Source organism: Variovorax sp. 10N432 (assembly GCF_056394465.1).
In genome coordinates this window covers 1-21,478 of the sequence record NZ_JBFTHX010000020.1, presented here as the reverse complement: position 1 = coordinate 21,478, position 21,478 = coordinate 1, and the positions used below count along the sequence as shown (strand labels likewise).

Here is a 21,478-nt window from a genome sequence, read left to right as displayed (position 1 = left end):
CTTTCCGGTTGAGCTTGCGACGCGCCATCGAAGACGCTCTCGAGACCTGGGTTCGAGGCGGGCGCTGCCTCTGCTATCGGCAGCGCCGGCGATTCCTGAAGGCCTTGCCGCCGGAAAAAGTTGCGCCCTCAGAGCATCCAGTCGATCGGCAGCGGCTCGAGCAAGCGCACGGCGGCGCGCTGCCACCAGCTCGTCATGGGCTCGACCGCCACGGATCGGCCGCTGCCGTCCACCCAGCGCAGGCCCCCGCTCCCGGGGTCGAGCCTCAGCTCCCAGCTGCTGCGCGGGGCGCGCACCTCGAAGACATGCGCGATCGCGCCGGCAAGCTCCGGGCTGTCGATGACGAGGCCCAGCTCGGTGTTCAGCCGGGCCGAGCGCGGATCGAAGTTGAAAGAACCGACGAAGACGCGTTCCATGTCCACGCCGAAGGTTTTCGCATGCAGGCTGGAGCCGGAGCTGCCCGATCCGCCGGGCATGCGCGGGCCCTCGTCCCGGCGCGCCGCCTTGGCGGCCTGCTCCCGAGGGTCGGGCCGGAGTTCGTACAGCGCCACCCCCGCCGCCAGCAGCGGCTGCCGATGGCGTGCATAGCCCGAATGCACCACCAGGACGTCGGTCGCGGCCAGCGAATTGGTGAGGATGCGCACCCGCACGCCGGCCCGCGCCAGGCCGGCGAAGTAGTCGGTGCCGGCATCGGTGGGCACGAAGTACGGCGACACCAGGTCGAGGCTGCGCGCCGGCACCCCGACCGCCTCGGCCATGTGATGCAGCAGCAGCTGTTCCGGCTGGGCCAGCGCCAGTCCCTTGGACGGGTCGTCGACCACCAGGTGCGCGGGGGCCCAGACCAGCGAATAGTCCTTGCGAACCAGGCTGCTGTAAAAGGGCAGCTCGCGCACCGCCTGCTTGTATGTTGCGGCCGGCTCGGAGCGCTCCACCAGCGCCGTCCGCTGCCGGATGGCGGCCAGGACTTCGGCAGGGGGTGGCGTCACCAGAGAGGCGATGGGATAGGACGAGGCACTGGCCCAATAGGCGTCGAACGCGCTCGAGACCTGCGCCACCGCCGGCCCCATCGCCAACACATCGAGGTCGGCGAACAGCACGCCATCGGTGGCGCCGAAATACTCGTCGCCGACGTTGCGTCCGCCCAGGATCGTGATCGCGTTGTCGGCCGTGAAGCTCTTGTTGTGCATCCGCCGGTTGGCGCGCGAGAAGTCGGTGATGAAGCCCAGCGGCTTGAATGCACGGAACGGGAAGGGATTGAACAGACGCACCTCCACGTCGGGATGCGCGTCGAGCGCCGCCAGCTCCTCGTCGAGCCCCGCATGGCCGTAGTCGTCCAGCAGCAGGCGCACGCGCACCCCGCGATCGGCGGCCGCGCGCAAGGCCTCGAGCAGCAGGTGGCCAGTGATGTCGTCGCGCCAGATGTAGTACTGCACGTCCAGCGTGCGCTCGGCGAGTTGCGCCATCTGCACCCGCGCCGCGAAGGCTTCGCGCGGGTCTTCCAGCGTATGGACGCCAGTCAGTCCCGGACGCGGCGCCGCCAGGTCGCCGACCGCCCGGCCCAGCGGCGTTTCGCGCGCTTCTGCGGCCGACAACGCCCGCGACTCGCTGCGCCCCTCGAGCGGCGGCAGCGAGCATCCAGCCAGCAGGGCCGCCAGCGCCAGCGCCAGCAGCCATCGCCCCGGGGCGCAGGGACTCACAGGTCGAGCTTGCTGATCTTGGTTCCGTCGAGACTCAGGTTGGCCATCAGCCCGGCATTGCTCAAGGCGAAGCCCACGATGGGTTGTTGAGCGGTCTGGGTGTCGATGCCTGCCGAGGCGCCGACCTTGAGCATGGTGACCGAGGCATCGGCGCCGGCGGTCCAGCCATTGCTCGCGCGGAATTTGTCGAGCGCATCCTGGGTCATGAAGAGCAGGAAGACAGCCTTGGAGTCGGCCCCGGCCAGCAGGCCGACCGAGGCGGCGGTGGTGCTGTAGTAGCCGACCGACTTGCCGCCGACGCGCAGCGCACCCTGTCCGTAGGAGCCGCCAACGCCCAGCCCGGCCGAAACCACCGAGGGGAACACCAGCACGCCCCTGGCCTTGCCGACCAGTTCGCGTGAGCCCTGCACCTGGGTATAGAGCTTGGACATGGCGCTGTCGACCGAGGCGTCGATGCTGCTGCGCTTGGCCGCTGGATCGCCGCTGGAGGTGGAGGTGGTGGTGCACGCAGTCGCGAGAACTGCCAGAAGCCCGCACGCGAGGAAAGAACGCTTGTCCATGTCTCACTCTCCTGTCGTTGTTGGTCAGGTCATTGTGCGCGTCGGGTCGGTATCGCTCAAGATCGCGATGCGCCAGGGCGCTATCGTGGCGATCGGTCTTGATATTTCGCAAGAAAGGAGCCGCCCTCATGTCCTCGTCCCGCCTCTTCGAACTGTCCGCCATCGAACTGCTGGCCCGCTACCGCGATCGATCCCTGTCGCCGGTGGAGGTCGTGCAGTCCGTGCTCGACCGCATCGGGCAGTGGGAGCCGAGCATCCGCGCCTGCTACGCACTCGACGCCGAGGCCGCGCTGCAGGACGCCCGGGCTTCCGAGCAGCGCTGGGCACGGGGCGCGCCGCAAGGCGATCTCGATGGCGTGCCGATCACGCTCAAGGAGAACATCGCCACTCGCGGTACGCCCATGCCGCTCGGGAGCGCCGCCACCGAGCTGAAGCCTGCCGCCGCCGACGCGCCGGCGGCGGCCCGCGTCCGCGAGGCGGGCGCCGTGATCGTGACGAAGACCACGATGCCGGACTTCGGCTTCCTGGGCGCCGCGCCGTCGAGCTTCCACCCCCTGACGCGCAACCCCTGGAACACGGCGCACAGTCCCGGCGGCTCCAGCTCCGGCGCCGGCGCCGCGGCGGCGGCGGGCTACGGGCCGCTTCACCTGGGCACCGACATTGGCGGCTCGGTGCGCATTCCCTCCAGCTTCTGCGGCGTGTTCGGACTCAAGCCCAGCCATGGACGCGTGCCGGTCGATCCGCCGGCACCCGCCCGGGTGATCGGGCCGATGACACGCACCGTGGCCGATGCCGCGCTGCTCATGCAGGTCGTGTCGCGTCCCGATCCGCGCGACTACCTCGGCCTGCCCCCGCAGGACATCGCGTGGCAGCGCCTGGCGCGCGGGCCCGCCGGACTGCGCATCGGCCTGTGGGTCGAACCGTCGGCTTCCGGCTGGCGGGTGGACGCGGAGATCCTCGCCGCGGTGCAGGCGGCGGCGCGCTGCTTCGAGGCGGCCGGCGCCATCGTCGAGCCGCTGAAGGACTGGACCACGGACGAGATGCAGTTGGGGCTGGTGCATTTCTTCACCATGCGCTGCCGCGTCGACCTGGCCGCCCTGCAACCCGAGCGGGCGAAGAAGGCGGCGGACTACATCCACGCGGCGGCCGAGTTCGCGGCCTCGCTGACACCGGAAGACAGCTTCCGCGCCTTCACGCGGATGCAGTCGATGCAGGCGGCCACGGCGGCCGCCACGGGGCCCTATGACTTCGTGCTGGCGCCGGTCTCGCCGGTGCTGCCCTTCGCTGCGGAGTCGACCGGCAGCGATGCGGAGATGTCCACGCGCGATTCGCATTTCACGGTGCCATTCAACCAGTCCGGCCAGCCGGCGGCATCCATCCACTGCGGGCACTCGGCCTCGGGCCTGCCGATCGGCCTGCAGATCGCCGGACGCCGTTTCGACGACCTGGGCGTGCTGCAGATGGCCCGCTTCTACGAGTCGGTGCGCGGACCGCAGGCGCCCTGGCCCGAGCCCGCGTCCGCAGGCCAGGGCGGCGCCGACCCGAGCGCCCCGGCGGCCAGCGCGAGGGTGGCGGCCGCCGACAAGGCCGTGCTGTAGCGATGTTGGAGATCAGGGATCGATCGCCACCTTGCGGCAGCTTGAACAGTGCGCCGTCGGGCTGCACCGCTGCTCCCGCCTGCGTGGCAATATTCGCGTTCGCAACCCCCGCTCCTCCGGCATGAACGACGCCCATGCAATGGCCAGTTCCTTGGTCGCCCACTGGCGACCCAAGCCAATTCTCGAAGTCCATGAGGCGCGGACGATTGAGCATGAGTTCTTCAGGCTGACGTTTCCTGGCCCCTACCTGGTCGCCGTCACGTTCTACCGCGTCGAAGAGCGTCCGGACCTCATGCGGGTGCGCTCGACCAACTGGCGCACGCAAGACGAGCCGAACGGAATCTTTCGGATCGAGGATTGCCGTGAGTTCTACCGACGGCTGAGAAGGGCAGGATTCGAATGAGGCGAATGCCCGCACCTGGCCGAACTGCGCCCAGCCGATGCTGAGGATGGCGCGCGCAGTGGCTTTGCATTCATTCCTCAGGAAATAGCCAAACGCTTTCGATCAGCCCGTTTGCGACGTGGTGGACGCGACCGGCTCGGTCGATGGCGCTCGAGTCTCATCCTACGACGATGGCGCTTGCGTGGAAACCTTTTCGCCCCTAGGGAATCTGCGCCTGCACCGCCTTCATCGCGATCAACTGGACCAGCAGTTCATCGCGCTGGCGGAGCATCCCGGGGAAATCGCGACCCGCCAGCTCGGCATCGACGCCCTGCGCAATCTGCTGGATGTAGTCGTCCGTTTCCGGATACTTGCCGAGGTCGCGTGCCCATTCCCGCTGGGAGGCACCCAGATGCTGCAGCAGGTGGGTGATGCCGCCGGGACCGCCGGAGGCGTGCAGGTTGATGAACGGGCCGAGCAGGGCCCATCGCAGCCCGGGACCGTGCGATATCGCGGTGTCGATGTCTTCCACCGAGGCCACGCCTCTTTGCACCAGCGAGATGGCTTCCTGCCAGAGCGCGACCTGCAGGCGGTTGGCGATGTGGCCCTTGACCTCCTTGTGGATGCGAATGGGCTTCTTGCCGGTCGACGCGTAGAACGCCATCGCCTTGGCCACGTTCTCGGCCGACGTCAGCTTGCCGCCGCCGACCTCCACCAGTGGAATGACGTGGGTGGGATTGAAGGGGTGGCCGAGCACGATGCGCTCCGGATGCCTGGCGCCCGCCTGGATCTCGCTGGCGGACAGGCCGGACGACGACGATGCGATGAGGACATCGGCCTTCGCTGCCGATTCGATGGCCGCGATCAACTCGTGCTTGACGTCCAGCCTTTCGGGGCCGCTCTCCTGGATGAAGGTGGCGTCCCGGACGGCTTCCGCCACATCGGTCGTGAAAGACAGCCGGTCTCGCGACGCGCCGTCGGCCAGGCCGAGGGCCTCGACGGTGGGCCAGCCGGCGTCGACCAGGCCCCGCAGGCGCTGCTCGGCACCAGGGGCCGGATCGGTCGCCGTGACGTCGAAGCCGCGAGCGAGGAAGTGCGTGGCCCAGCCCGCACCGATCACCCCCGTGCCGACCACCGCCAGCTTGCTGTGCTCTGGTTTCATGATGCCGGGTGTCGTCAACGCAGCGGACGCAGGCCGATGATCTCGCGCGCCTCGGCCGGCGTGGCCGGCTCGTAGCCCATCTCGCGAATCAGCCGGACCAGCCGCTCGACGAGCTGCACGTTGGTGGCCAGCACGCCGTGCTCGTAGTAGAGGTTGTCCTCGAGCCCGACACGCACATGGCCGCCCAGCAGCAGCGAGTTCATCGCCGCCGGCAGCTGCGCCGCGCCGATCGCGCTGACGTTGAACACCGTCTTCGCCGGCAGGTGGTCCACCATGGTCTGCAGCAGCTTCGGGGTGTAGGGCAAGGCGCCCTGGAAGGCGTTGGCGCCGATGACGATGTTGATGAAGTGAGGCGCGTCGTCGAGGCCTTCGTCGAGCGAGCGCTGGACGTCCTGGACGATGTCCGCCAGGCCGAACACCTCCCACTCGGGCTTGATGCCGCGCTCCTTCATCATCCCTGCGATCTGTCGGATCCACGTGGGCGGCGTCGCCACAAGGATTTCCTTGCCGCCGAAGCTGGCGATGACGGTCTGCGCATCGAGCGTGCACATCTCGACGCCTTCGCCCTGCATGCCCTTCAGGCGCTCCTCCCACTGGATCTCCCACAGGCCGTTGGGCAGTTCGCGCACCATGTCGCCGTTGATGCCGCCGCCGGTGGAGTTGTTCAGGATGATGTCGCACTTGTCGCGGATCAGCCGGTTGATGCGGGTGTAGATCGACGGCTCGCAGGTCGCCTCGTCGTCGGGCCGGCGCGCATGCACCGCCACCAGGCTGGCGCCGGCGTTGTAGCAGCGGTAGGTGTCGTCGGCGATCTCCTGCGGCTGTGTCGGCAGGTTCGGGTTCATCTTCTTGGTCGCCATGCCGCCGGTCGGGGCGATGGTCACGATGACTTTGGGTTTGCTCATGGCTCGGGTCTCGGTAAAAGGACTTGAAGGGAGGGAAGAAGGGAATCAGGCGTCGCTGCCGACGCGCACCGCGCTCTTCGGCAAGGCGATCAAAATCGTGAGTCCGCCGACGATGACCAGCGCGGTCAAGGCGCCCAGGCCCATCTGGATGCTGCCGGTGAGGCTCTTGATCCAGCCGATCACCGTGGGACTCACGAAGCCCCCCAGGATGCCGAGCGAGCTGATCACGGCAATGCCGGCGGCGGCCGCATCGCGGCTCAGGTAGGTCGGCGGAATCGACCAGAACAGCGAACCGCCGCCGAAGATGAAGAAGGCCGCGAAGCACAGCAGCAGCATCACCGGCGCGAAGGCCGTACCGAGGAAGGAGGTGCCGAACAGCGCCGCGGCACCCACGACAAGGGTTCCGCCGACATGCCAGCGACGCTCCTTGAACCGGTCCGAACTGCGGCTGATCACCAGCACGCCGAACGCGCCGAAGACATAGGGAATGGCGGTGATCCAGCCGATCGCCCCGATCGAGGAAACGCCCAGGCCCTTGATCATCGTCGGCAGCCAGAAGGTGACGGTGTAGACCGCGCAGGCGCAGCAGAAATAGACGAAGGCCAGCACGTAGGTCTTCGGGTCCGACAGCGCGGCGGCCAGCTTGCCGCGGTGGCCGGACTTCGCGTCGGCTTTGTGGTCGGCGTCGAGCACCGATTGCACGTGCGCCTTCTCGGCGTCGCTCAGCCAGGGGGCCTCCGCCGGCTTGTTCGGCAGCAGACGATAGAGCAGGAAGCCGATCAGGACGGTCGGCAGGCCCTGCACGATGAACAGCCACTGCCAGCCGTGCATCCCGGCCATGCCTTCCATGCCGCCCATGATCATTCCCGACAGCGGCCCGCCGAGAACGCCGGTGATCGGCATGCCGAAGAGGAACAGCCCGGTCACGCGGCCGCGGCGATGGCTCGGATACCAGTAGGTGAGGTACAGGATGATGCCGGGGAAGAAGCCGGCCTCGAACATGCCCAGCAGCAGCCGCACGCCGTAGAACTGCCAGGGCTCGGTGACGAAGGCCGTGGCCGAGGAGGCCAGGCCCCACAGCACCATGATGCGCAGGAAGGTCAGGCGGGCACCGATCTTTTCGAGCAGCAGGTTGCTCGGCACCTCGAACAGCAGATAGGTGACGAAGAAGAGGCCGGCGCCCAGCCCGTAGATCGCATCGGAGAACGCCAGGTCCTGCTTCATCTGGAGCTGGGCGTAGCCGACGTTGATGCGGTCGAGGAAGGCGAAGACGTAGGCGACCAGCACGATCGGCATCACCCGCCAGCTGATCCTGCGATAGATGCCGTCCTCCGCGGATCGGAGCGATGACGGGTGGATGTCCGCGACCCCATGGGCCACCGACGCTGCGTGGTTCATTGCGTGTCTCCTTGTGATGGCGCCATGCCATGGCACGCATCATTCCGGGCGGCCCGTTTTGCCGCAGTCGATCGGCCGACAGTTCGAATCAGGGAAAACCCGAGGTGCGGTGCGGGCCCTGGGTCGGCTACGGCACCAGCCGTTGCAGGCCGGGAAGGTCGAGCACGACGATGCCTGCGTATTCGCTGCGCACCAGGCCGGCGTTCTTGAATCGCATCAAGGCGCTGTTGCAGCTCTGCCGCGAGACGGCGGCGAGATTGGCGAGTTCTTCCTGCGATATCTGAAGATGGCGCTCGCCGCGCGGGTTCGCGAGCGGATGCACCATGCCCATGAGTGCGCGGGCCACCAGACTGTCGGTGTCCAGCAGGCCCTGCGCCGCGTAGTTGCCCATGAACCAGTGCAGTCGCTCATTCACCTGCAGCAGGATGAAGTCGTTGAATGTCGGTCGGTTGCGGCGCAGCCAGTCGAAGGTGTCGAACGGGATCTGCGCCACCCTGCTGTAGCGCAGCGCCACCAGGTCCGACTGGCGCGGCGTGTTGCGGATCAGCGTGCCCTCTCCGAACCAGCTGCCGACCGACTGGCCACCCAGGGACACTGTCCGCCCATCGTGCGCGGTGATGGCCCACTTGACCAGCCCTTCGAGAACGCCGTACCAGGCGTGCTGCTGCTCGCCGTGGTGGCCCAGCGAATCGCCCATCGCCACCGCGCGCTCCGATGCATCGCGGCGAACCTGCGCCTGCGCGGGCGCGTCGAGCTCGACGAACCACGCGGACTGTTCGAGCAACTCGTCGAGCGTGAGCGACATGGCGGGCGCGCGTTGCTGGCGGGTCATCCGTTCCTCCTCGGGCGCAACGCCTTCATGCAGGGAAAACCCTTATATCGAGTGTCGGCACATCGACTGTGCGCCTGTGCACGGCGAAGAACAATCATCCCTATCGAAGCGAGCAGTTTGAAACCCATGACCAAGACCATCGCCTATGGCGTCGACGTGCAGTTCGGCGACTGCGATCCCGCGGGCATTGTCTTCTTTCCGAACTACTCGCGATGGATGGATGCCGCGTCGCACCACTACTTCACCGCCTGCGGGCTGCCACCCTGGCGCGCGATGACGGACTTGCCGGGCTGCATCGGCGCGCCGCTGCTGGAAATCCACACCCGTTTCCACACGGCGGCCTCCTATGGCGAGCGCATCGGGATTCACACCAGCGTCGAGGAATGGCGCGGCAAGGTCTTCATCCAGACCCATCGGGTGATGCGGGGCGACACCCTGATCTGCGAAGGACGCGAGACCCGGGCGCTGTGCGTGAAAGAAGACAGCGGGAAGCTCAAGGCGGTGGTCGTGCCCGAATTCATCCGCACCGCCTGCGCCTGAGCCAGGCCGCAGGTCAACGTATTCTTGTCATCACGGAGGCAACATGCAGTTCTATCTCAATGGCTACGCGCCCGGAGACCCCGACATCATCAAGGAGGCGCTCCCCGAGACCGTCGACGTCCTCATCGTCGGCAGCGGGCCCGCGGGGGCCTTGCTGGCGGCACAGTTGTCGAACTTCCCGAGCGTCAGCACCCGGCTGGTCGAGCGCCGCGATGGCCCGCTCAAGGTCGGCCAGGCCGACGGCATCGCCTGCCGCACGGTGGAGATGTTCGAGGCCTTCGGCCTGGCGCAGAAGCTCATCCGCGAGGCCTACTGGGTCAACGAGACCGTCTTCTGGCGGCCGTCCAAGAAAGACCGCACGCGCATCGAGCGCACCGGCCGCGTCCAGGACACCGAGGACGGCCTGTCCGAGTTTCCGCACCTCATCGTCAACCAGGCCCGGCTGCAGCAGTACCTGCTCGACTACATGCGCATGTCGCCGACCCGGCTGGAGGCCAACTACGGACTGGAGTTCGTCACCCTGAAGGTCGAGCCCGAGGGCGAGCACCCGGTCGTAGTGACCTTGCGCGACGTGGCCAAGGGTTCCGAGACCACGGTCCGCGCCAAGTACGTGGTGGGCTGCGACGGCGCGCGCAGCGGGGTGCGCGAATCGATCGGCGCCATGCCGCAGGGTGACTTCGCCAACCACGCCTGGGGCGTCGTCGACATGCTGGCCGTCACCGACTTCCCGGACATCCGGCTCAAGGCCGCCATCCAGTCCGCGGACGAGGGCAATATCCTGCTCATCCCGCGCGAGGGCGGCTACATGGTGCGGCTCTATGTCGACCTCGGCGACATCGACCCGAACCATCGCGAAGCCATCAAGGATTTCACCCAGGAAAAGGTCATCGCCACCGCCCAGCGCGTTCTGCATCCCTACTCGCTCGACGTCAAGCGGGTGGTGTGGTTTGCGGTGTACCAGGTCGGCCAGCGCGTCACCGACCGCTTCGACGACGTCCCCGCGGACCAGGCTCGCTCGCGCCTGCCGCGGGTCTTCATCGCCGGCGATGCCTGCCACACCCACAGCGCGAAGGCCGGCCAGGGCATGAACGTCTCGATGCAGGACGCCTTCAACCTGGGCTGGAAGCTTGCATCGGTGCTCGAAGGACGTGCCGGCCCTGAACTGCTGCGCACCTACAACGTCGAGCGCCACGCGATCGCCCAGCGGCTCATCGACTTCGACAAGGAGTGGTCGAAGATCATGGCGTCGCCGCCCAGGGACCCTGAGCATCCGGAACTCGGCGGCGTCGATCCGCAGGAGCTTCAGGCTTACTTCGTCAAGTCGGGCCGCTATACGGCCGGCGTCGCGACGCACTACACGCCAACGACCCCGCTGACGGCCGAGTCGACCCATCAGGACCTCGCCAAGGGTTTCACGATCGGCATGCGCTTCCACTCGGGCCCCGTCGTCCGCTTGGCCGATGCCAAGCCGGTCCAGCTCGGCCATGCGGCGCGCGCCGACGGGGCCTGGCGCCTCTATGCGTTCGCCGATGCGGCCGGCACCCGCCTGCGCGACCTCATGGCCTTCCTGGCGGATTCGCCGGACTCGCCGATCCGCCGCTTCACGCCCACCGGGACCGATGTCGACATCGACAGCGTCATCGACGTGCGCGCGGTCTTCCAGCAGGGGCACCTCGAGCTCGAGGTGGAGGCGCTCCCGTCGATCCTGCTGCCGCGCAAGGGCTGCTTCGGTCTCATCGACTACGAGAAGGCCTTTTGCCCCGACCTCAAGCACGGCCCCGACATCTTCGATCTCCGCGGCATCGACCGTGCGCAAGGTGCGATGGTCATCGTGCGTCCCGACCAGTACGTTGCGAACGTGCTGCCGCTGGACGCGCATGCCGGCCTGGCTGCCTACTTCGGACGGTTCCTGCTCGATCGACGGCCGTCGCCGAGGCCCTGATCGACTTCGCAAGGCGCCGCGTCAGTGCTGGGCGTGTGCCAGCAGCTGCTCCATCGCCGACGCCGGCACCGCCTCGCCCTCGTCGGCCGCACGGGTGCCCAGTGCTTCTTCCACCGCCGCGCGCGACAGGGTGGGGGAGAAGGCTTCGATGAAGGCATAAACGTAGGCGCGCAGGTAGCTGCCGCGCCGAACCGCGACCTTGGTCAGGTTGATACCGAACAGCCGGCCGGCATCGACCGCGCGCAACCGGGTGTCGCGCTCGGTCTCGAAGGCGATGCCGGCGACGATCCCGATGCCCAGGCCGAGTTCCACGTACGTCTTGATGACATCGGCATCCATGGCGGTGATGGCCAGGTTGGGTTTCAGGCCGGCCGCCGCGAAAGCCTTGTCGATGCGCGTGCGGCCCGTGAAGCCGCTGTCGTAGGTGACCAGCGGATAGGCCGCCAGCCGCTCCAGGGTCAGCGGGCCGTCGAGAAAGGGATGTCCGGGCGGCGCGATGATCGAATGGGTCCAGCGGAAGCTCGGCAGGGCGACCAGTTGCGGATAGTCGCTGAGTGCCTCGGTCGCGATGCCGACGTCGGCCTCGCCGTCCAGCAGCATCTGGGCGACCTGCTTGGGCGAGCCCTGCCGCAGGTGAAGCTGCACATTGGGAAAGTTGCCCCTGAACTCCTGCACCGCCACCGGCAAGGCGTAGCGGGCCTGCGAATGGGTGGCGGCAATGGACAGCAAGCCTTCGTCCTGCGCCAGAAACTCCAGTCCGGCCTGGCGCAGGTTGTGGCTCTCCAGCAGCATGCGCTCGATGATCGGCAGCAGGTGATCCCCGGGGGCCGTCAGTCCCGTCAGCCGTTTGCCGACGCGGGCGAACAGTGCGACGCCCAGTTCGTCTTCGAGTTCACGGATCTGGCGGCTGACGCCCGGCTGCGAGGTATGCAGCGCATGGGCTGCTTCGGTGAGATTGAAGCCGCAGCGCACGGCTTCGCGCACGGAGCGCAACTGTTGGAAATTCATGGCGTCCAGGCAAGCAGGAAAGTGGTGCCCGATGGCACTCGGCGGCCGATTGTGCGATCGCCGCCCTGGATCTCGAACGAATGAATCGTTGATTTCAAATAAGCGAATGATCTGAGGCGCCGCCAGGCCAGGGACGCCGCTTCAGATGAGTTGTTCATAAGCAAGCAAGAAATCAGTCGTTCCCCGTTGCTTGCGCGATCCCTAGAGTGGCGGACTTGTTCACTTGCCCGTCGCTTCCAATGGCCGTCGCAACAGCCCCCACGGCACCCACCCAGACTTTCGAGGTTCGCCGCTTCGACGCACCCGTCGGCGCCGAGATCATCGGCCTCGACATCTCGAAGCCCATCAACGAGGTCGATTTCGCGCGCATCCACCGCGCCCACCTCGACCACCACGTGCTCGTCTTCCGCGACCAGCGGGTGGCGCCGGCGGACCACGTGGCCTTCAGCCGCCGCTTCGGGCCGCTCGAGATCCACGTGCTTCACCAGTTCCAGCTCCAAGGCCAGCCGGAGATCCTGATCGTCTCCAACATCAAGGAGAAGGGCGAGCCGATCGGGCTCGGCGACGCGGGCGTCTACTGGCACTCCGACATCTCCTACAAGGACAAGCCCAGCCTCGGCTCGCTGCTGCATGCGCAGGAACTGCCGAGCGAAGGCGGCGACACGCTCTTCGCCGACCAGCACCTGGCGTGGGAGGCCCTCGATCCGGCGTTGCAGAAGCGCATTCTCGGGTTGAAGGCCGAGCACAGCTATCTCGCCAAGTACGAGGAACTGCGCGCCAGGAACCCGTGGCGCCCCAAGCTCTCGCAGGCGCAGATCGACCAGGTCGCGCCCGCCATCCAGCCCGTGGTCCGCACCCACCCGGAGACCGGCCGCAAGGCGCTCTTCGTCAGCGAGCATTTCACGACCCGCATCGTCGGCCTGCCGCAGGACGAAAGCGAGGCGCTGCTGGGCGAACTGTTCGCCCACAGCGTCAAGCCGGAGTTCGTCTACCGCCACCAGTGGGCGCCGCACGACCTGGTGTTCTGGGACAACCGCTCGCTCATGCACCTGGCGGCCGGCACGCCGGACGCGCTGCGCCGCAAGCTCTATCGAACCACCATCCAGGGCGACACGCCTTTCTGATCCGCACCATGAAGAACATCACTCGCAAGACCGCCGCGGTCCTTGCCGGCCTCGGCCTGCTGGCCGGCAGCCTGGCCGCCCGCGCCGAAGGCCAGATCCGCATCGCCGAACAGTTCGGCGTCGTCTACCTGCTGCTCAACGTGGCGCAGGACCAGAAGCTCATCGAGAAACACGCCAAGGCCGCCGGCATCGATGCGAAGGTGGAGTGGGTCAAGCTCTCGGGCGGCTCCGCGGTGAACGATGCGCTGCTCTCGGGCAATATCGAGATCGCCGGCGCCGGGGTGGGTCCGCTGCTCACGATCTGGGACCGCACCAAGGGCCGGCAGAACGTGAAGGGGGTGGCCTCGCTCGGCAACTTCCCGTACTACCTCGTCAGCAACAACCCCGCCGTGAAGAGCATCGCGGACTTCACGGACAAGGACCGCATCGCGCTGCCGGCTGTAGGCGTGTCGGTGCAGTCGCGCGTGCTGCAACTGGCATCGGCCAAGCTGTGGGGCGACAAGGAGTTCGCCCGCCTCGACAAGATCAGCGTGGCGCTGCCGCATCCCGATGCAGCCGCGGCGATCATCAAGGGCGGCACCGAGATCACCGGCCATTTCGGCAATCCGCCCTTCCAGGAGCAGGAGCTCGCCGGCAACCCGCAGGCGCACATCGTGCTCGACTCCTACCAGGTGCTCGGCGGGCCGGCTTCGGCCACGGTGCTGTACGCCACCGAGAAGTTCCGCGCCGAGAACCCGAAGACCTACCAGGCCTTCATCGAGGCGCTGAACGATGCCGCGCAGTTCGTCGCGGCCCATCCCGAGAAGGCGGCCGACATCTACATCAAGGTGAGCAACGCCAGGATCGACCGCGACCTGCTGATCAAGATCATCAAGAACCCCGAGGTCCAGTTCAAGACCACGCCGCAGAACACCTACCAGCTCGCCGAGTTCATGCACCGGATCGGCGCCATCAAGAACAAGCCTGCCTCGGTGAGGGACTACTTCTTCGACGACGCCCAGAACGCGGCGGGGAACTGAGCGCATGACGACGACGATGCTGCGCGCCGGTCCGGCCTTCGCGCGGCCCGTGCCCGCGCCGCAGCCCGCGGCGCCCGGGCCCGCCGCGGAGGTCGCGGCCGTGGGCACGCCGCTGCTGCAGGTCGACGGCGTGAGCCTCGAATACCGCACCCGCGAGCGCGTGGTACGCGCCACGCACCGCGTGAGCTTCGACCTGCACGAGGCCGACCGCTTCGTGCTGCTCGGCCCTTCGGGCTGCGGCAAGTCGACGCTGCTCAAGGCGATCGGCGGCTTCATCCGGCCGGTCGAAGGCGAGATCCGGCTCGACGGCCGCGGCGTGAGCGCGCCGGGGCCCGACCGGATCGTGGTGTTCCAGGAGTTCGACCAGCTGCCGCCGTGGAAGACGGTCCATCAGAACGTGATGTTTCCGCTCCTGGCCTCGCGCTCGCTGGGCCGGAAGGAAGCCGCCGAGCGCGCCCTGCACTACCTCGACAAGGTGGGGCTGGCCAGGTTCGCCGACGTGCATCCGCACCAGCTCTCCGGCGGCATGAAGCAGCGCGTGGCGATCGCCCGCGCGCTGGCGATGCAACCGCGCGTGCTGCTGATGGACGAGCCCTTCGCCGCCCTGGACGCGCTCACGCGCCGCAAGATGCAGGAAGAGCTGCTCGCGCTGTGGGACGAGGTGCGTTTCACGCTGCTGTTCGTCACCCATTCGATCGAGGAGGCGCTGGTGGTGGGCAACCGCATCGCGCTGCTGTCGCCCCATCCGGGCCGCATGCGTGCCGAGATCAACAGCCACGGCTTCACGCTCGGAAGCCTGGGCGGCAGCGAGTTCCAGGCGGCGTCGCAGCGCATCCATCGGATGCTGTTCGAGGAAGAGGGCGCAGTCGCATGAGCGGTTTCCTGAATCCGCCGGTCCGCGGCGAATACGAGCGCAGGCTGGAGCCGTTCACCGAGCTGCCGGTCGAACGCGCGCTGCCTTTCGCGACCCGTGTCTGGGCGCAAGGCGGGGTACGCAAGGGACTGATCCTGGCGGTGCTCGCCGTGCTGTGGGAGCTGTTGGCGCGCTGGCAGGACAATGACCTGCTGTTGCCGACCTTCAGCGCCACCGCGCGCGCGCTGGTGGACGGGCTCGCGAGCGGCGAGCTGATCGACAAGGTGCGCATTTCCTTTGCCGTGCTGCTGCAGGGCTACCTGGCCGGCGTGCTGCTGGCCTTCGTCCTGACCACCCTCGCGGTGTCGACCCAGCTCGGACGCGACCTGCTGGACACGCTGACCTCGATGTTCAACCCACTGCCCGCGATCGCGCTGTTGCCGCTGGCGCTGCTGTGGTTCGGGCTCGGCCGCGGCAGCCTCGTCTTCGTGCTGATCCATTCGGTCCTGTGGCCTCTGGCGCTGAACACCTATGCCGGCTTCCAGGGGGTGCCCGAGACCTTGCGCATGGCGGGCCGGAACTATGGCCTGCGCGGCCTGCGCTACGTGCTGCAGATCCTGGTGCCGGCCGCATTGCCCGCGATCCTGTCGGGGCTGAAGATCGGATGGGCCTTCGCATGGCGCACGCTGATCGCGGCCGAACTGGTGTTCGGTGCCTCGTCGGGCAAGGGCGGGCTCGGCTGGTACATCTTCCAGAACCGCAACGAGCTCTATACCGACCGGGTGTTCGCCGGCCTCGCCATGGTGGTCCTGATCGGGCTGCTGGTGGAAGGGCTCGGCTTCGCGACCCTGGAGCGCCTGACGGTCCGGCGCTGGGGCCAGCAGCGATAGCGGCCGGCTCAGCCCGCCGGGATGAAGCGGGCGACCGACAACAGCAAATAGATCACCAGGCACAAGGCAACGACGTCGAAGCCCTCGCCCCGGACGATGCCAAGAACGCGCGCGGCCCAACGGGAGTCGCCCGGGCGAGCCGACGCATAGGAGGCCGGGAAGCGATGGCCGCAGCATTTGCAGGCCTTGGAATGGAGCCGGTTGGCGGTGCTGCACAGGCCGCAGACCTCCACCGTCGAGTGGGTGGCGGTGACCAACGCCAGATCGACGAGGTTGCCGAAGCCCGCGACGGAAGGCGTCGGTCGCGGGGCCGCCTCGGATGCGCGCGGAGGGATCATGGTCATCTCCTTGGCTGGGTCAACGTGACGCAATCCTGGGAACCTGCTCGCGCGGCAGCGCATGGGCGTCGCCGTGCCCCGTCAAGGCATGGATCACCTGCCGGACGAAATCGCGCGCGGACTGCTGCTCGTCCGTCTCGGCCCGGATTCCGGCCTGCTCGAAGCCTTCCTGCCGAACCCACGACAGCAATGCATGGTCCGACGCGGACAACTCGGGGTTGCCCTGCGCCTCGCGATGCGCCAAGGCCACCCGCAACGAGAAGCGCCACTCGACAGGGATGCCGAACAGGTCGTCGAGCAACCTGCTTGCGATCCGCGCCGCCCGCGGTCCCAGGGCGCAGGCCGCACTGTAGTGCGCAGCGAGGGCGGCCGAGACGTCGGGGGTGGTCATGGGGGCAGCTAGAGCAAGCCTTGGGCCTGTTCGATTTCCAGGCCGCGGCCGCCGGCCATCCTCGGCGCGTTGGCCGGTGCCTGGCGGCAGCCCTTTCGCGGGTCGGCAAGTTGCGCGCGGCGCCGGCCGATCTTGCGGCAATCCTTGCATCCGGACGCTGTTTTTGCCCGGTCGGCGAATCGCATAATGAGGCTCGCGCGGAACTGCCGTGACCGGCTCCGCCGACGCCATGAAGAACCTGACCCCGGACCATCTCGAAGAAGAACTCGGCAGCCTGATCGACAACGTCGTTCCGACCCGCGGCTATGCCATGACGCCGCTGGTGGGCATCGGTGGTTCGGCCGGCGCCATCCCTGCCCTGCAAGCCTTCCTCGGCAGCCTCCCACCCCACTCGGGCATCGCCTACGCGGTCGTCCTGCACCTGGCGGCAGAGCGCGAAAGCATGGTGGCCGAGATCCTGCAGCGCTGCACCTCGATGCCCGTGCTGCAGGTCAACGAGGCATTGAAGGTACAGCCCGACACCGTCTACGTCATCCCACCCGGCAAGGCCCTCAAATCGGCCGACGGCTATCTGCAGCTGGCCGACCTCGACCGTGCCCCGGGCAAGCGCGTGGCGGTCGACCTGTTCTTCCGCGGGCTCGCTGACACCCATGGCCCGCATGCCGGCGCGGTGGTGCTGTCGGGGGGCGACGGCGACGGCGCCATCGGGATCAAGCGGATCAAGGAACGCGGCGGCCTTACCATCGCGCAGGATCCGGCCGAGGCCGAGCATGCCAGCATGCCCGCCGCGGCGATCGCCACCGGCATGGTGGACTGGATCCTGCCGGTCGCCGAGATCTCGTCCCGCCTGCTCGACTACTACGGCATCGAGAAGCGCCTGCGCCTGCCGCCGGAAGAGGGCCCGCATCCGGCCGTCGCGCCCGCCTCGGCGCAGGCCGACGACGCGCCGCTGCGCGACGTCCTGGCCTTCCTGCGCGCACGCACCGGCCGCGACTTCGCCTACTACAAGCGCGCCACCATCGTGCGCCGGATCGCGCGCCGCATGCAGGTCAACGGGGTCGACAGCCTGACGGCGTACCTCGACTGCCTGCGCACCCGTTCCGGCGAGTCCGGGGCTTTGCTGCAGGACCTGCTGATCTCGGTCACCAACTTCTTTCGTGATGCCGAGTGCTTCGACGCCCTGAATCGCCACCTTCCGGCGCTGTTCGAGGGCAAGGGACCGAACGACGTCGTGCGCGTCTGGGTGGCCGCCTGCGCGACCGGCGAGGAGGCCTACTCGATCGCGATCCTGCTCCTCGAGTACGCGCGCACGCTCGAGGCCCCGCCGACCCTGCAGATCTTCGCTTCGGACCTCGACGAGAGCGCCGTCCAGGCGGGCCGCGACGGCCGCTATCCGATGGCCATCGAGGCCGACCTGTCGCCCGAGCGGCTGCGGCGCTACTTCATCAAGTCGCACGATGGCTATCGCGTTCGCCGCGAGGTGCGCGAGATGGTCCTGTTCGCCTCCCACGACCTGCTGCGAGATTCGCCCTTCTCGCGGCTGGACCTGATCAGCTGCCGCAACCTGCTGATCTACCTCGACCCGCTGGCGCAGGCGCGCGTGTTCGAGGTGCTGGGCTTTGCGCTGATGCCTCATGGCCGCCTGTTCCTCGGCGTCTCCGAATCGGTGGAAGACGGCAACCCGCATTTCCGCGTGCTCGACAAGAAGCACCGCATCTACGCCCGCCGCGACGTCCCGATCGCCGGCATCCCGTTGCCGGCTGGGCCCAGCAGCCTGGCCCTCGCGATGGACGTGGGGCGTGCCCTGCGCGAAGCCCCGGTCGTGGCCGGGCATGTCTTCCAGCAGGCCGCGCTCGGGTCGAGCCGCACCGGCCCGGACGGGCGCAACGCGTCCTGGGGCGACGTGCACCTGAAGCTGCTGGAGCACCTCTGCGCGCCGTCCCTGCTGGTCGATCGAAACGACGACATCGTCCATCTGTCGGCCAGCGCGGGCCGGTTCCTGCAGTACGGTGCCGGCGAGCCGACGCGCAACCTGCTGCGGCTCGTTCTGGCCGACCTGCGCATCGAATTGCGCGCGGCGCTGCACCAGGCGACGCGCACCGGCCTGGCGGTCGAGTCTCCACCCACCGCGGTCACGGTCGATGGCAGCGCGCGCCGGATCGCGCTCCGGGTGATCCCGGTGCGGGACGGAGGGCTGGACTTCACGCTGGTCATCTTCGATTCCCCGCCCCGGCCGCCCTCGGACGCCGATGCGCCGCCGGCGGTGCGCGTGGATGCCGATCCGCTCGTCCAGCAGCTCGACCACGAACTCGAGCGCATGCGCTCCCACCTGCAGGACACGGTCGAGCAGTACGAGAACTCCACCCAGGAACTCAAGGCCAGCAACGAGGAACTGCAGGCGATCAACGAGGAGCTGCGCTCGGCCACCGAAGAACTGGAGACCAGCCGCGAAGAGCTGCAGTCGATCAACGAGGAGCTGACCACCGTCAACCACGAACTCAAGTGCAAGGTGGACGAACTCGCGCACGCGAACAGCGACATGCAGAACCTCATGAACGCCACCGCGATCGCCACCGTGTTTCTGGACCGCGACTTGCGCATCACGCGCTACACGCCCGCAGCGGTGCGCCTGTTCAACCTGATTCCCGGCGACGTCGGCCGCCCGCTGTCCGATCTCGCCTCGCAGCTGCAATACCCCGCGCTGGGCGACGACGCGGCCCATGTGCTCGACAAGCTGATTCCCATCGAACGCGAGGTCGGGCGCGACGACGGCAGCTGGTTCATGGCCCGCCTGCTTCCCTACCGGACCACCGAGGACCGCATCGCTGGTGTCGTGCTGTCGTTCATCAACATCACCGAGCGCAAGCAGGCCGAGCAGGTGAGCCAGTGGCTGTCGACGGTGGTCGCCTCGTCGGTCGACGCCATCATCAGCTTCTCGCTCGAAGGCCAGATCCTGAGCTGGAACAGCGGCGCGCAGCGCATCTTCGGCTATGCGGCCGAAGAGGTCGTCGGCCGCTCGATCACGATGCTCGCGCCGGATGGCGACCCGCTCGAGCGCCTCGGCATCCTCGAGCGCGTGAAGCACAACCAGAGCGTCGAGAACCTCGAGACCGTGTATGTCGCGAAGGACGGGACCCGGATCGAGCTGTCGCTCACGGTCTCGCCGATCGTCGATCCCCACCGCATCGTCGTCGGCGCCACGGCGACCGCGCGCGACATCGGGGAAGCCAAGCGTGCGCAGGAGGCGCTGCGCCGCAGCGAGGAACACCTGCGGCTGGTGGTCGAGAACGCGCGCGACTACGCCATCTTCTCCACCGACATCCACCGGGTCATCACGAGCTGGAATGCCGGTGCCGAACGCCTGCTCGGCTACGCCGAGTCCGAAGTCAAGGGCCTTCCGGCCGACATCATCTTCACGCCCGAAGACCGGGCCGCCAATGCGCCGATGCAGGAGGCCGAGACCGCCACCTTCAACGCGCGGGCCGCTGACGAGCGATATCACCAACGCAAGGACGGCACCCGCTTCTGGGGCAGCGGCGTATTGATGCGCATGCATGACGGCAGCGGGCGCGTGATCGGCTTCGTCAAGATCCTGCGCGACCAGACCGCGGCGCGGGAAGCGCGGGCCGCGCTCGAATCGGCGGATGCGGCCAAGGACCGCTTCATCGCCGTGCTGTCGCACGAACTGCGCAATCCGCTGGCCTCCATGGCGAGCGCCTCCGACCTGCTGACCGGCGAACAGGCGAACGCGGACGAGCGGCGGCGTGCCGCGCAGGTGGTCCAGCGCCAGGTGCGCAGCATGAAACTGCTTGTCGACGACCTGCTCGATGTCTCTCGCCTGGCGATCGGGCAACTCGAACTGCGCCGGCTCGACGTCACCGTCGCGAACCTCGTCGGCGCGGCCGTCGAGACCGCCATCCCGCTGATCGAGGCCGCGGGACACACGCTCAAGATCGAACTGCCTTCGACGCCGGTCCATGTGCACGTCGATCCCTTGCGCATCGGCCAGGCCCTCGTGAACCTGCTCGCCAACGCGGCGCGCTACACGCCCGCGGGTGGCGCGCTGCTTCTGACCGCGCAGTCCGAGGCCGATTCGGTGCGGATCTCGGTGGTCGACAACGGCGTCGGCATGGCGCCCGAAACCATCGCCCGCATCTTCGAGCTCTATGCCCAGGGCCCCGCCGCGGCGGACCGCGCCAACGAAGGGCTCGGCATCGGCCTGGCCCTGGTGCGCAGCATCGTGGAACAGCACGGCGGGCGGATCGAGGCCTTCAGCGACGGCCTGGGCCGAGGCAGCCGGTTCAGCGTGACCCTGCCGCTGGCAGCACCGGTGGCGGAGCCGGTCCAAGCCGCGAAGCCGGAACCGGCGCGGTCGCCAACGCCGCTTCGGATCCTGGTGGCCGACGACAACGTCGATGCCGGCTGGACACTCGGCCGGCTGCTGCAGCTGGCGGGCCACGAGACCATGGTGGTGTCGAATGGGACGCAGGCGCTCGAGACGGCCGCACGCCTGCGTCCGGATGCGGCGATCCTCGATATCGGCATGCCGGACATCAACGGCGTCGACGTGGCGCGCGCCCTGCGGGAGCAAGCCTGGGCGGCGCGGATGGCTCTGGTCGCCCTCAGCGGATGGGGCGACGCGGCCACCCGTCACGACGGCGCCCAGGTCTTCGATGCGCACCTCACAAAGCCGGCGAGCACCGCCAAGGTGCTCGAGGCCGTGGTCCGGGCGCGGGAGGCCCGGGCCCGGGTTCAGGAAGACTGATACTCCTTGAGCCGGTTGTACAGCGTCTTCATGCTGATGCCGAGCAGCGCCGCCGTCGGCTCCTTGCGCCGCCG

Annotated in this window: 19 protein-coding genes; 9 read left to right on the top strand and 10 right to left on the bottom strand. The window is 68.1% G+C overall.

Features of this window, described 5'->3' with window-relative positions:
- Nucleotides 1–128: 128 nt before the first annotated feature.
- On the bottom strand, nucleotides 129–1,697 hold the full coding sequence (locus AC1DF3_RS22135; RefSeq protein WP_478140852.1) for a phospholipase D family protein: 1,569 nt from the start codon (nucleotides 1,695–1,697) through the stop codon (nucleotides 129–131).
- Nucleotides 1,694–2,257 (bottom strand): BPSL1445 family SYLF domain-containing lipoprotein, encoded by a 564-nt coding sequence (locus AC1DF3_RS22130; RefSeq protein ID WP_478140851.1) that lies wholly within the window; start codon nucleotides 2,255–2,257, stop codon nucleotides 1,694–1,696. Before AC1DF3_RS22130 ends, AC1DF3_RS22135 begins: the two co-directional genes overlap by 4 nt.
- A 128-nt stretch (nucleotides 2,258–2,385) precedes the next feature.
- On the opposite strand from AC1DF3_RS22130, the gene AC1DF3_RS22125 reads away from it, so the two are divergent.
- On the top strand, nucleotides 2,386–3,855 hold the full coding sequence (locus AC1DF3_RS22125) for an amidase (protein WP_478140850.1): 1,470 nt from the start codon (nucleotides 2,386–2,388) through the stop codon (nucleotides 3,853–3,855).
- A 31-nt stretch (nucleotides 3,856–3,886) separates the two neighbouring features.
- Nucleotides 3,887–4,258: a hypothetical protein gene (locus AC1DF3_RS22120; RefSeq protein ID WP_478140849.1), complete on the top strand. Its 372-nt coding sequence runs from the start codon at nucleotides 3,887–3,889 to the stop codon at nucleotides 4,256–4,258.
- Between the two features lie 199 nt (nucleotides 4,259–4,457).
- Here the strand turns inward: AC1DF3_RS22120 and AC1DF3_RS22115 are convergent, their stop codons facing one another.
- The 4 genes from AC1DF3_RS22115 to AC1DF3_RS22100 all read right to left on the bottom strand — a co-directional run bounded on the left by AC1DF3_RS22115 (nucleotide 4,458) and on the right by AC1DF3_RS22100 (nucleotide 8,534).
- Nucleotides 4,458–5,399: a 3-hydroxyacyl-CoA dehydrogenase NAD-binding domain-containing protein gene (locus tag AC1DF3_RS22115; RefSeq protein WP_478140848.1), complete on the bottom strand. Its 942-nt coding sequence runs from the start codon at nucleotides 5,397–5,399 to the stop codon at nucleotides 4,458–4,460.
- A gap of 14 nt (nucleotides 5,400–5,413) precedes the next feature.
- A complete protein-coding gene (locus AC1DF3_RS22110) occupies nucleotides 5,414–6,304 on the bottom strand; it encodes a beta-keto acid cleavage family enzyme (RefSeq protein ID WP_478140847.1) in 891 nt (296 codons plus the stop codon).
- A 45-nt stretch (nucleotides 6,305–6,349) separates the two neighbouring features.
- The gene (locus tag AC1DF3_RS22105) at nucleotides 6,350–7,702 is read right to left on the bottom strand and encodes an MFS transporter (RefSeq protein WP_478140846.1); all 1,353 of its coding nucleotides are present in this window, start codon (nucleotides 7,700–7,702) and stop codon (nucleotides 6,350–6,352) included.
- 127 nt (nucleotides 7,703–7,829) lie between these two features.
- Nucleotides 7,830–8,534, bottom strand: coding sequence for a Crp/Fnr family transcriptional regulator (locus AC1DF3_RS22100; RefSeq protein ID WP_286536849.1), 705 nt, complete (start codon nucleotides 8,532–8,534; stop codon nucleotides 7,830–7,832).
- A 126-nt stretch (nucleotides 8,535–8,660) separates the two neighbouring features.
- Between AC1DF3_RS22100 and AC1DF3_RS22095 the strand changes: the two genes are divergently transcribed.
- On the top strand, nucleotides 8,661–9,074 hold the full coding sequence (locus AC1DF3_RS22095; RefSeq protein WP_286536850.1) for an acyl-CoA thioesterase: 414 nt from the start codon (nucleotides 8,661–8,663) through the stop codon (nucleotides 9,072–9,074).
- A gap of 43 nt (nucleotides 9,075–9,117) precedes the next feature.
- Nucleotides 9,118–11,016 carry an FAD-binding monooxygenase gene (locus AC1DF3_RS22090; protein ID WP_478140845.1) on the top strand — a complete coding sequence of 633 codons (1,899 nt, stop codon included), beginning with the start codon at nucleotides 9,118–9,120 and terminating at the stop codon, nucleotides 11,014–11,016.
- A 21-nt stretch (nucleotides 11,017–11,037) separates the two neighbouring features.
- Here AC1DF3_RS22090 and AC1DF3_RS22085 read toward each other — a convergent pair whose 3' ends face one another.
- The gene (locus AC1DF3_RS22085; RefSeq protein ID WP_286536852.1) at nucleotides 11,038–12,024 is read right to left on the bottom strand and encodes a CysB family HTH-type transcriptional regulator; all 987 of its coding nucleotides are present in this window, start codon (nucleotides 12,022–12,024) and stop codon (nucleotides 11,038–11,040) included.
- 239 nt (nucleotides 12,025–12,263) lie between these two features.
- On the opposite strand from AC1DF3_RS22085, the gene AC1DF3_RS22080 reads away from it, so the two are divergent.
- The 4 genes from AC1DF3_RS22080 to AC1DF3_RS22065 are packed head-to-tail and all read left to right on the top strand — an operon-like array spanning nucleotide 12,264 to nucleotide 15,910.
- Complete coding sequence (locus tag AC1DF3_RS22080) at nucleotides 12,264–13,148, top strand: TauD/TfdA dioxygenase family protein (protein ID WP_478140844.1); 885 nt, start codon at nucleotides 12,264–12,266, stop codon at nucleotides 13,146–13,148.
- A gap of 8 nt (nucleotides 13,149–13,156) precedes the next feature.
- Nucleotides 13,157–14,167 (top strand): ABC transporter substrate-binding protein, encoded by a 1,011-nt coding sequence (locus AC1DF3_RS22075; RefSeq protein WP_478140843.1) that lies wholly within the window; start codon nucleotides 13,157–13,159, stop codon nucleotides 14,165–14,167.
- 16 nt (nucleotides 14,168–14,183) lie between these two features.
- Nucleotides 14,184–15,041, top strand: a complete 858-nt coding sequence (locus AC1DF3_RS22070; protein ID WP_478140905.1) for an ABC transporter ATP-binding protein — start codon at nucleotides 14,184–14,186, stop codon at nucleotides 15,039–15,041.
- Complete coding sequence (locus tag AC1DF3_RS22065; RefSeq protein WP_301812926.1) at nucleotides 15,038–15,910, top strand: ABC transporter permease; 873 nt, start codon at nucleotides 15,038–15,040, stop codon at nucleotides 15,908–15,910. The genes AC1DF3_RS22070 and AC1DF3_RS22065 overlap by 4 nt, the downstream gene beginning before the upstream one ends.
- Before the next feature lie 8 nt (nucleotides 15,911–15,918).
- Here the strand turns inward: AC1DF3_RS22065 and AC1DF3_RS22060 are convergent, their stop codons facing one another.
- Both AC1DF3_RS22060 and AC1DF3_RS22055 read right to left on the bottom strand, forming a co-directional pair.
- Nucleotides 15,919–16,248, bottom strand: coding sequence for a hypothetical protein (locus AC1DF3_RS22060; protein WP_286536857.1), 330 nt, complete (start codon nucleotides 16,246–16,248; stop codon nucleotides 15,919–15,921).
- A 19-nt stretch (nucleotides 16,249–16,267) separates the two neighbouring features.
- Nucleotides 16,268–16,639: a hypothetical protein gene (locus AC1DF3_RS22055; RefSeq protein WP_286536858.1), complete on the bottom strand. Its 372-nt coding sequence runs from the start codon at nucleotides 16,637–16,639 to the stop codon at nucleotides 16,268–16,270.
- A gap of 208 nt (nucleotides 16,640–16,847) precedes the next feature.
- Here AC1DF3_RS22055 and AC1DF3_RS22050 point away from each other — a divergent pair, with 208 nt between their 5' ends.
- Complete coding sequence (locus tag AC1DF3_RS22050; RefSeq protein ID WP_478140842.1) at nucleotides 16,848–21,404, top strand: PAS domain S-box protein; 4,557 nt, start codon at nucleotides 16,848–16,850, stop codon at nucleotides 21,402–21,404.
- Here AC1DF3_RS22050 and AC1DF3_RS22045 read toward each other — a convergent pair.
- A partial coding sequence (locus AC1DF3_RS22045; protein ID WP_478140904.1) for a helix-turn-helix domain-containing protein occupies nucleotides 21,392–21,478 on the bottom strand: 87 nt, incomplete at its 5' end. The two genes, AC1DF3_RS22050 and AC1DF3_RS22045, sit on opposite strands and share 13 nt — an antisense overlap.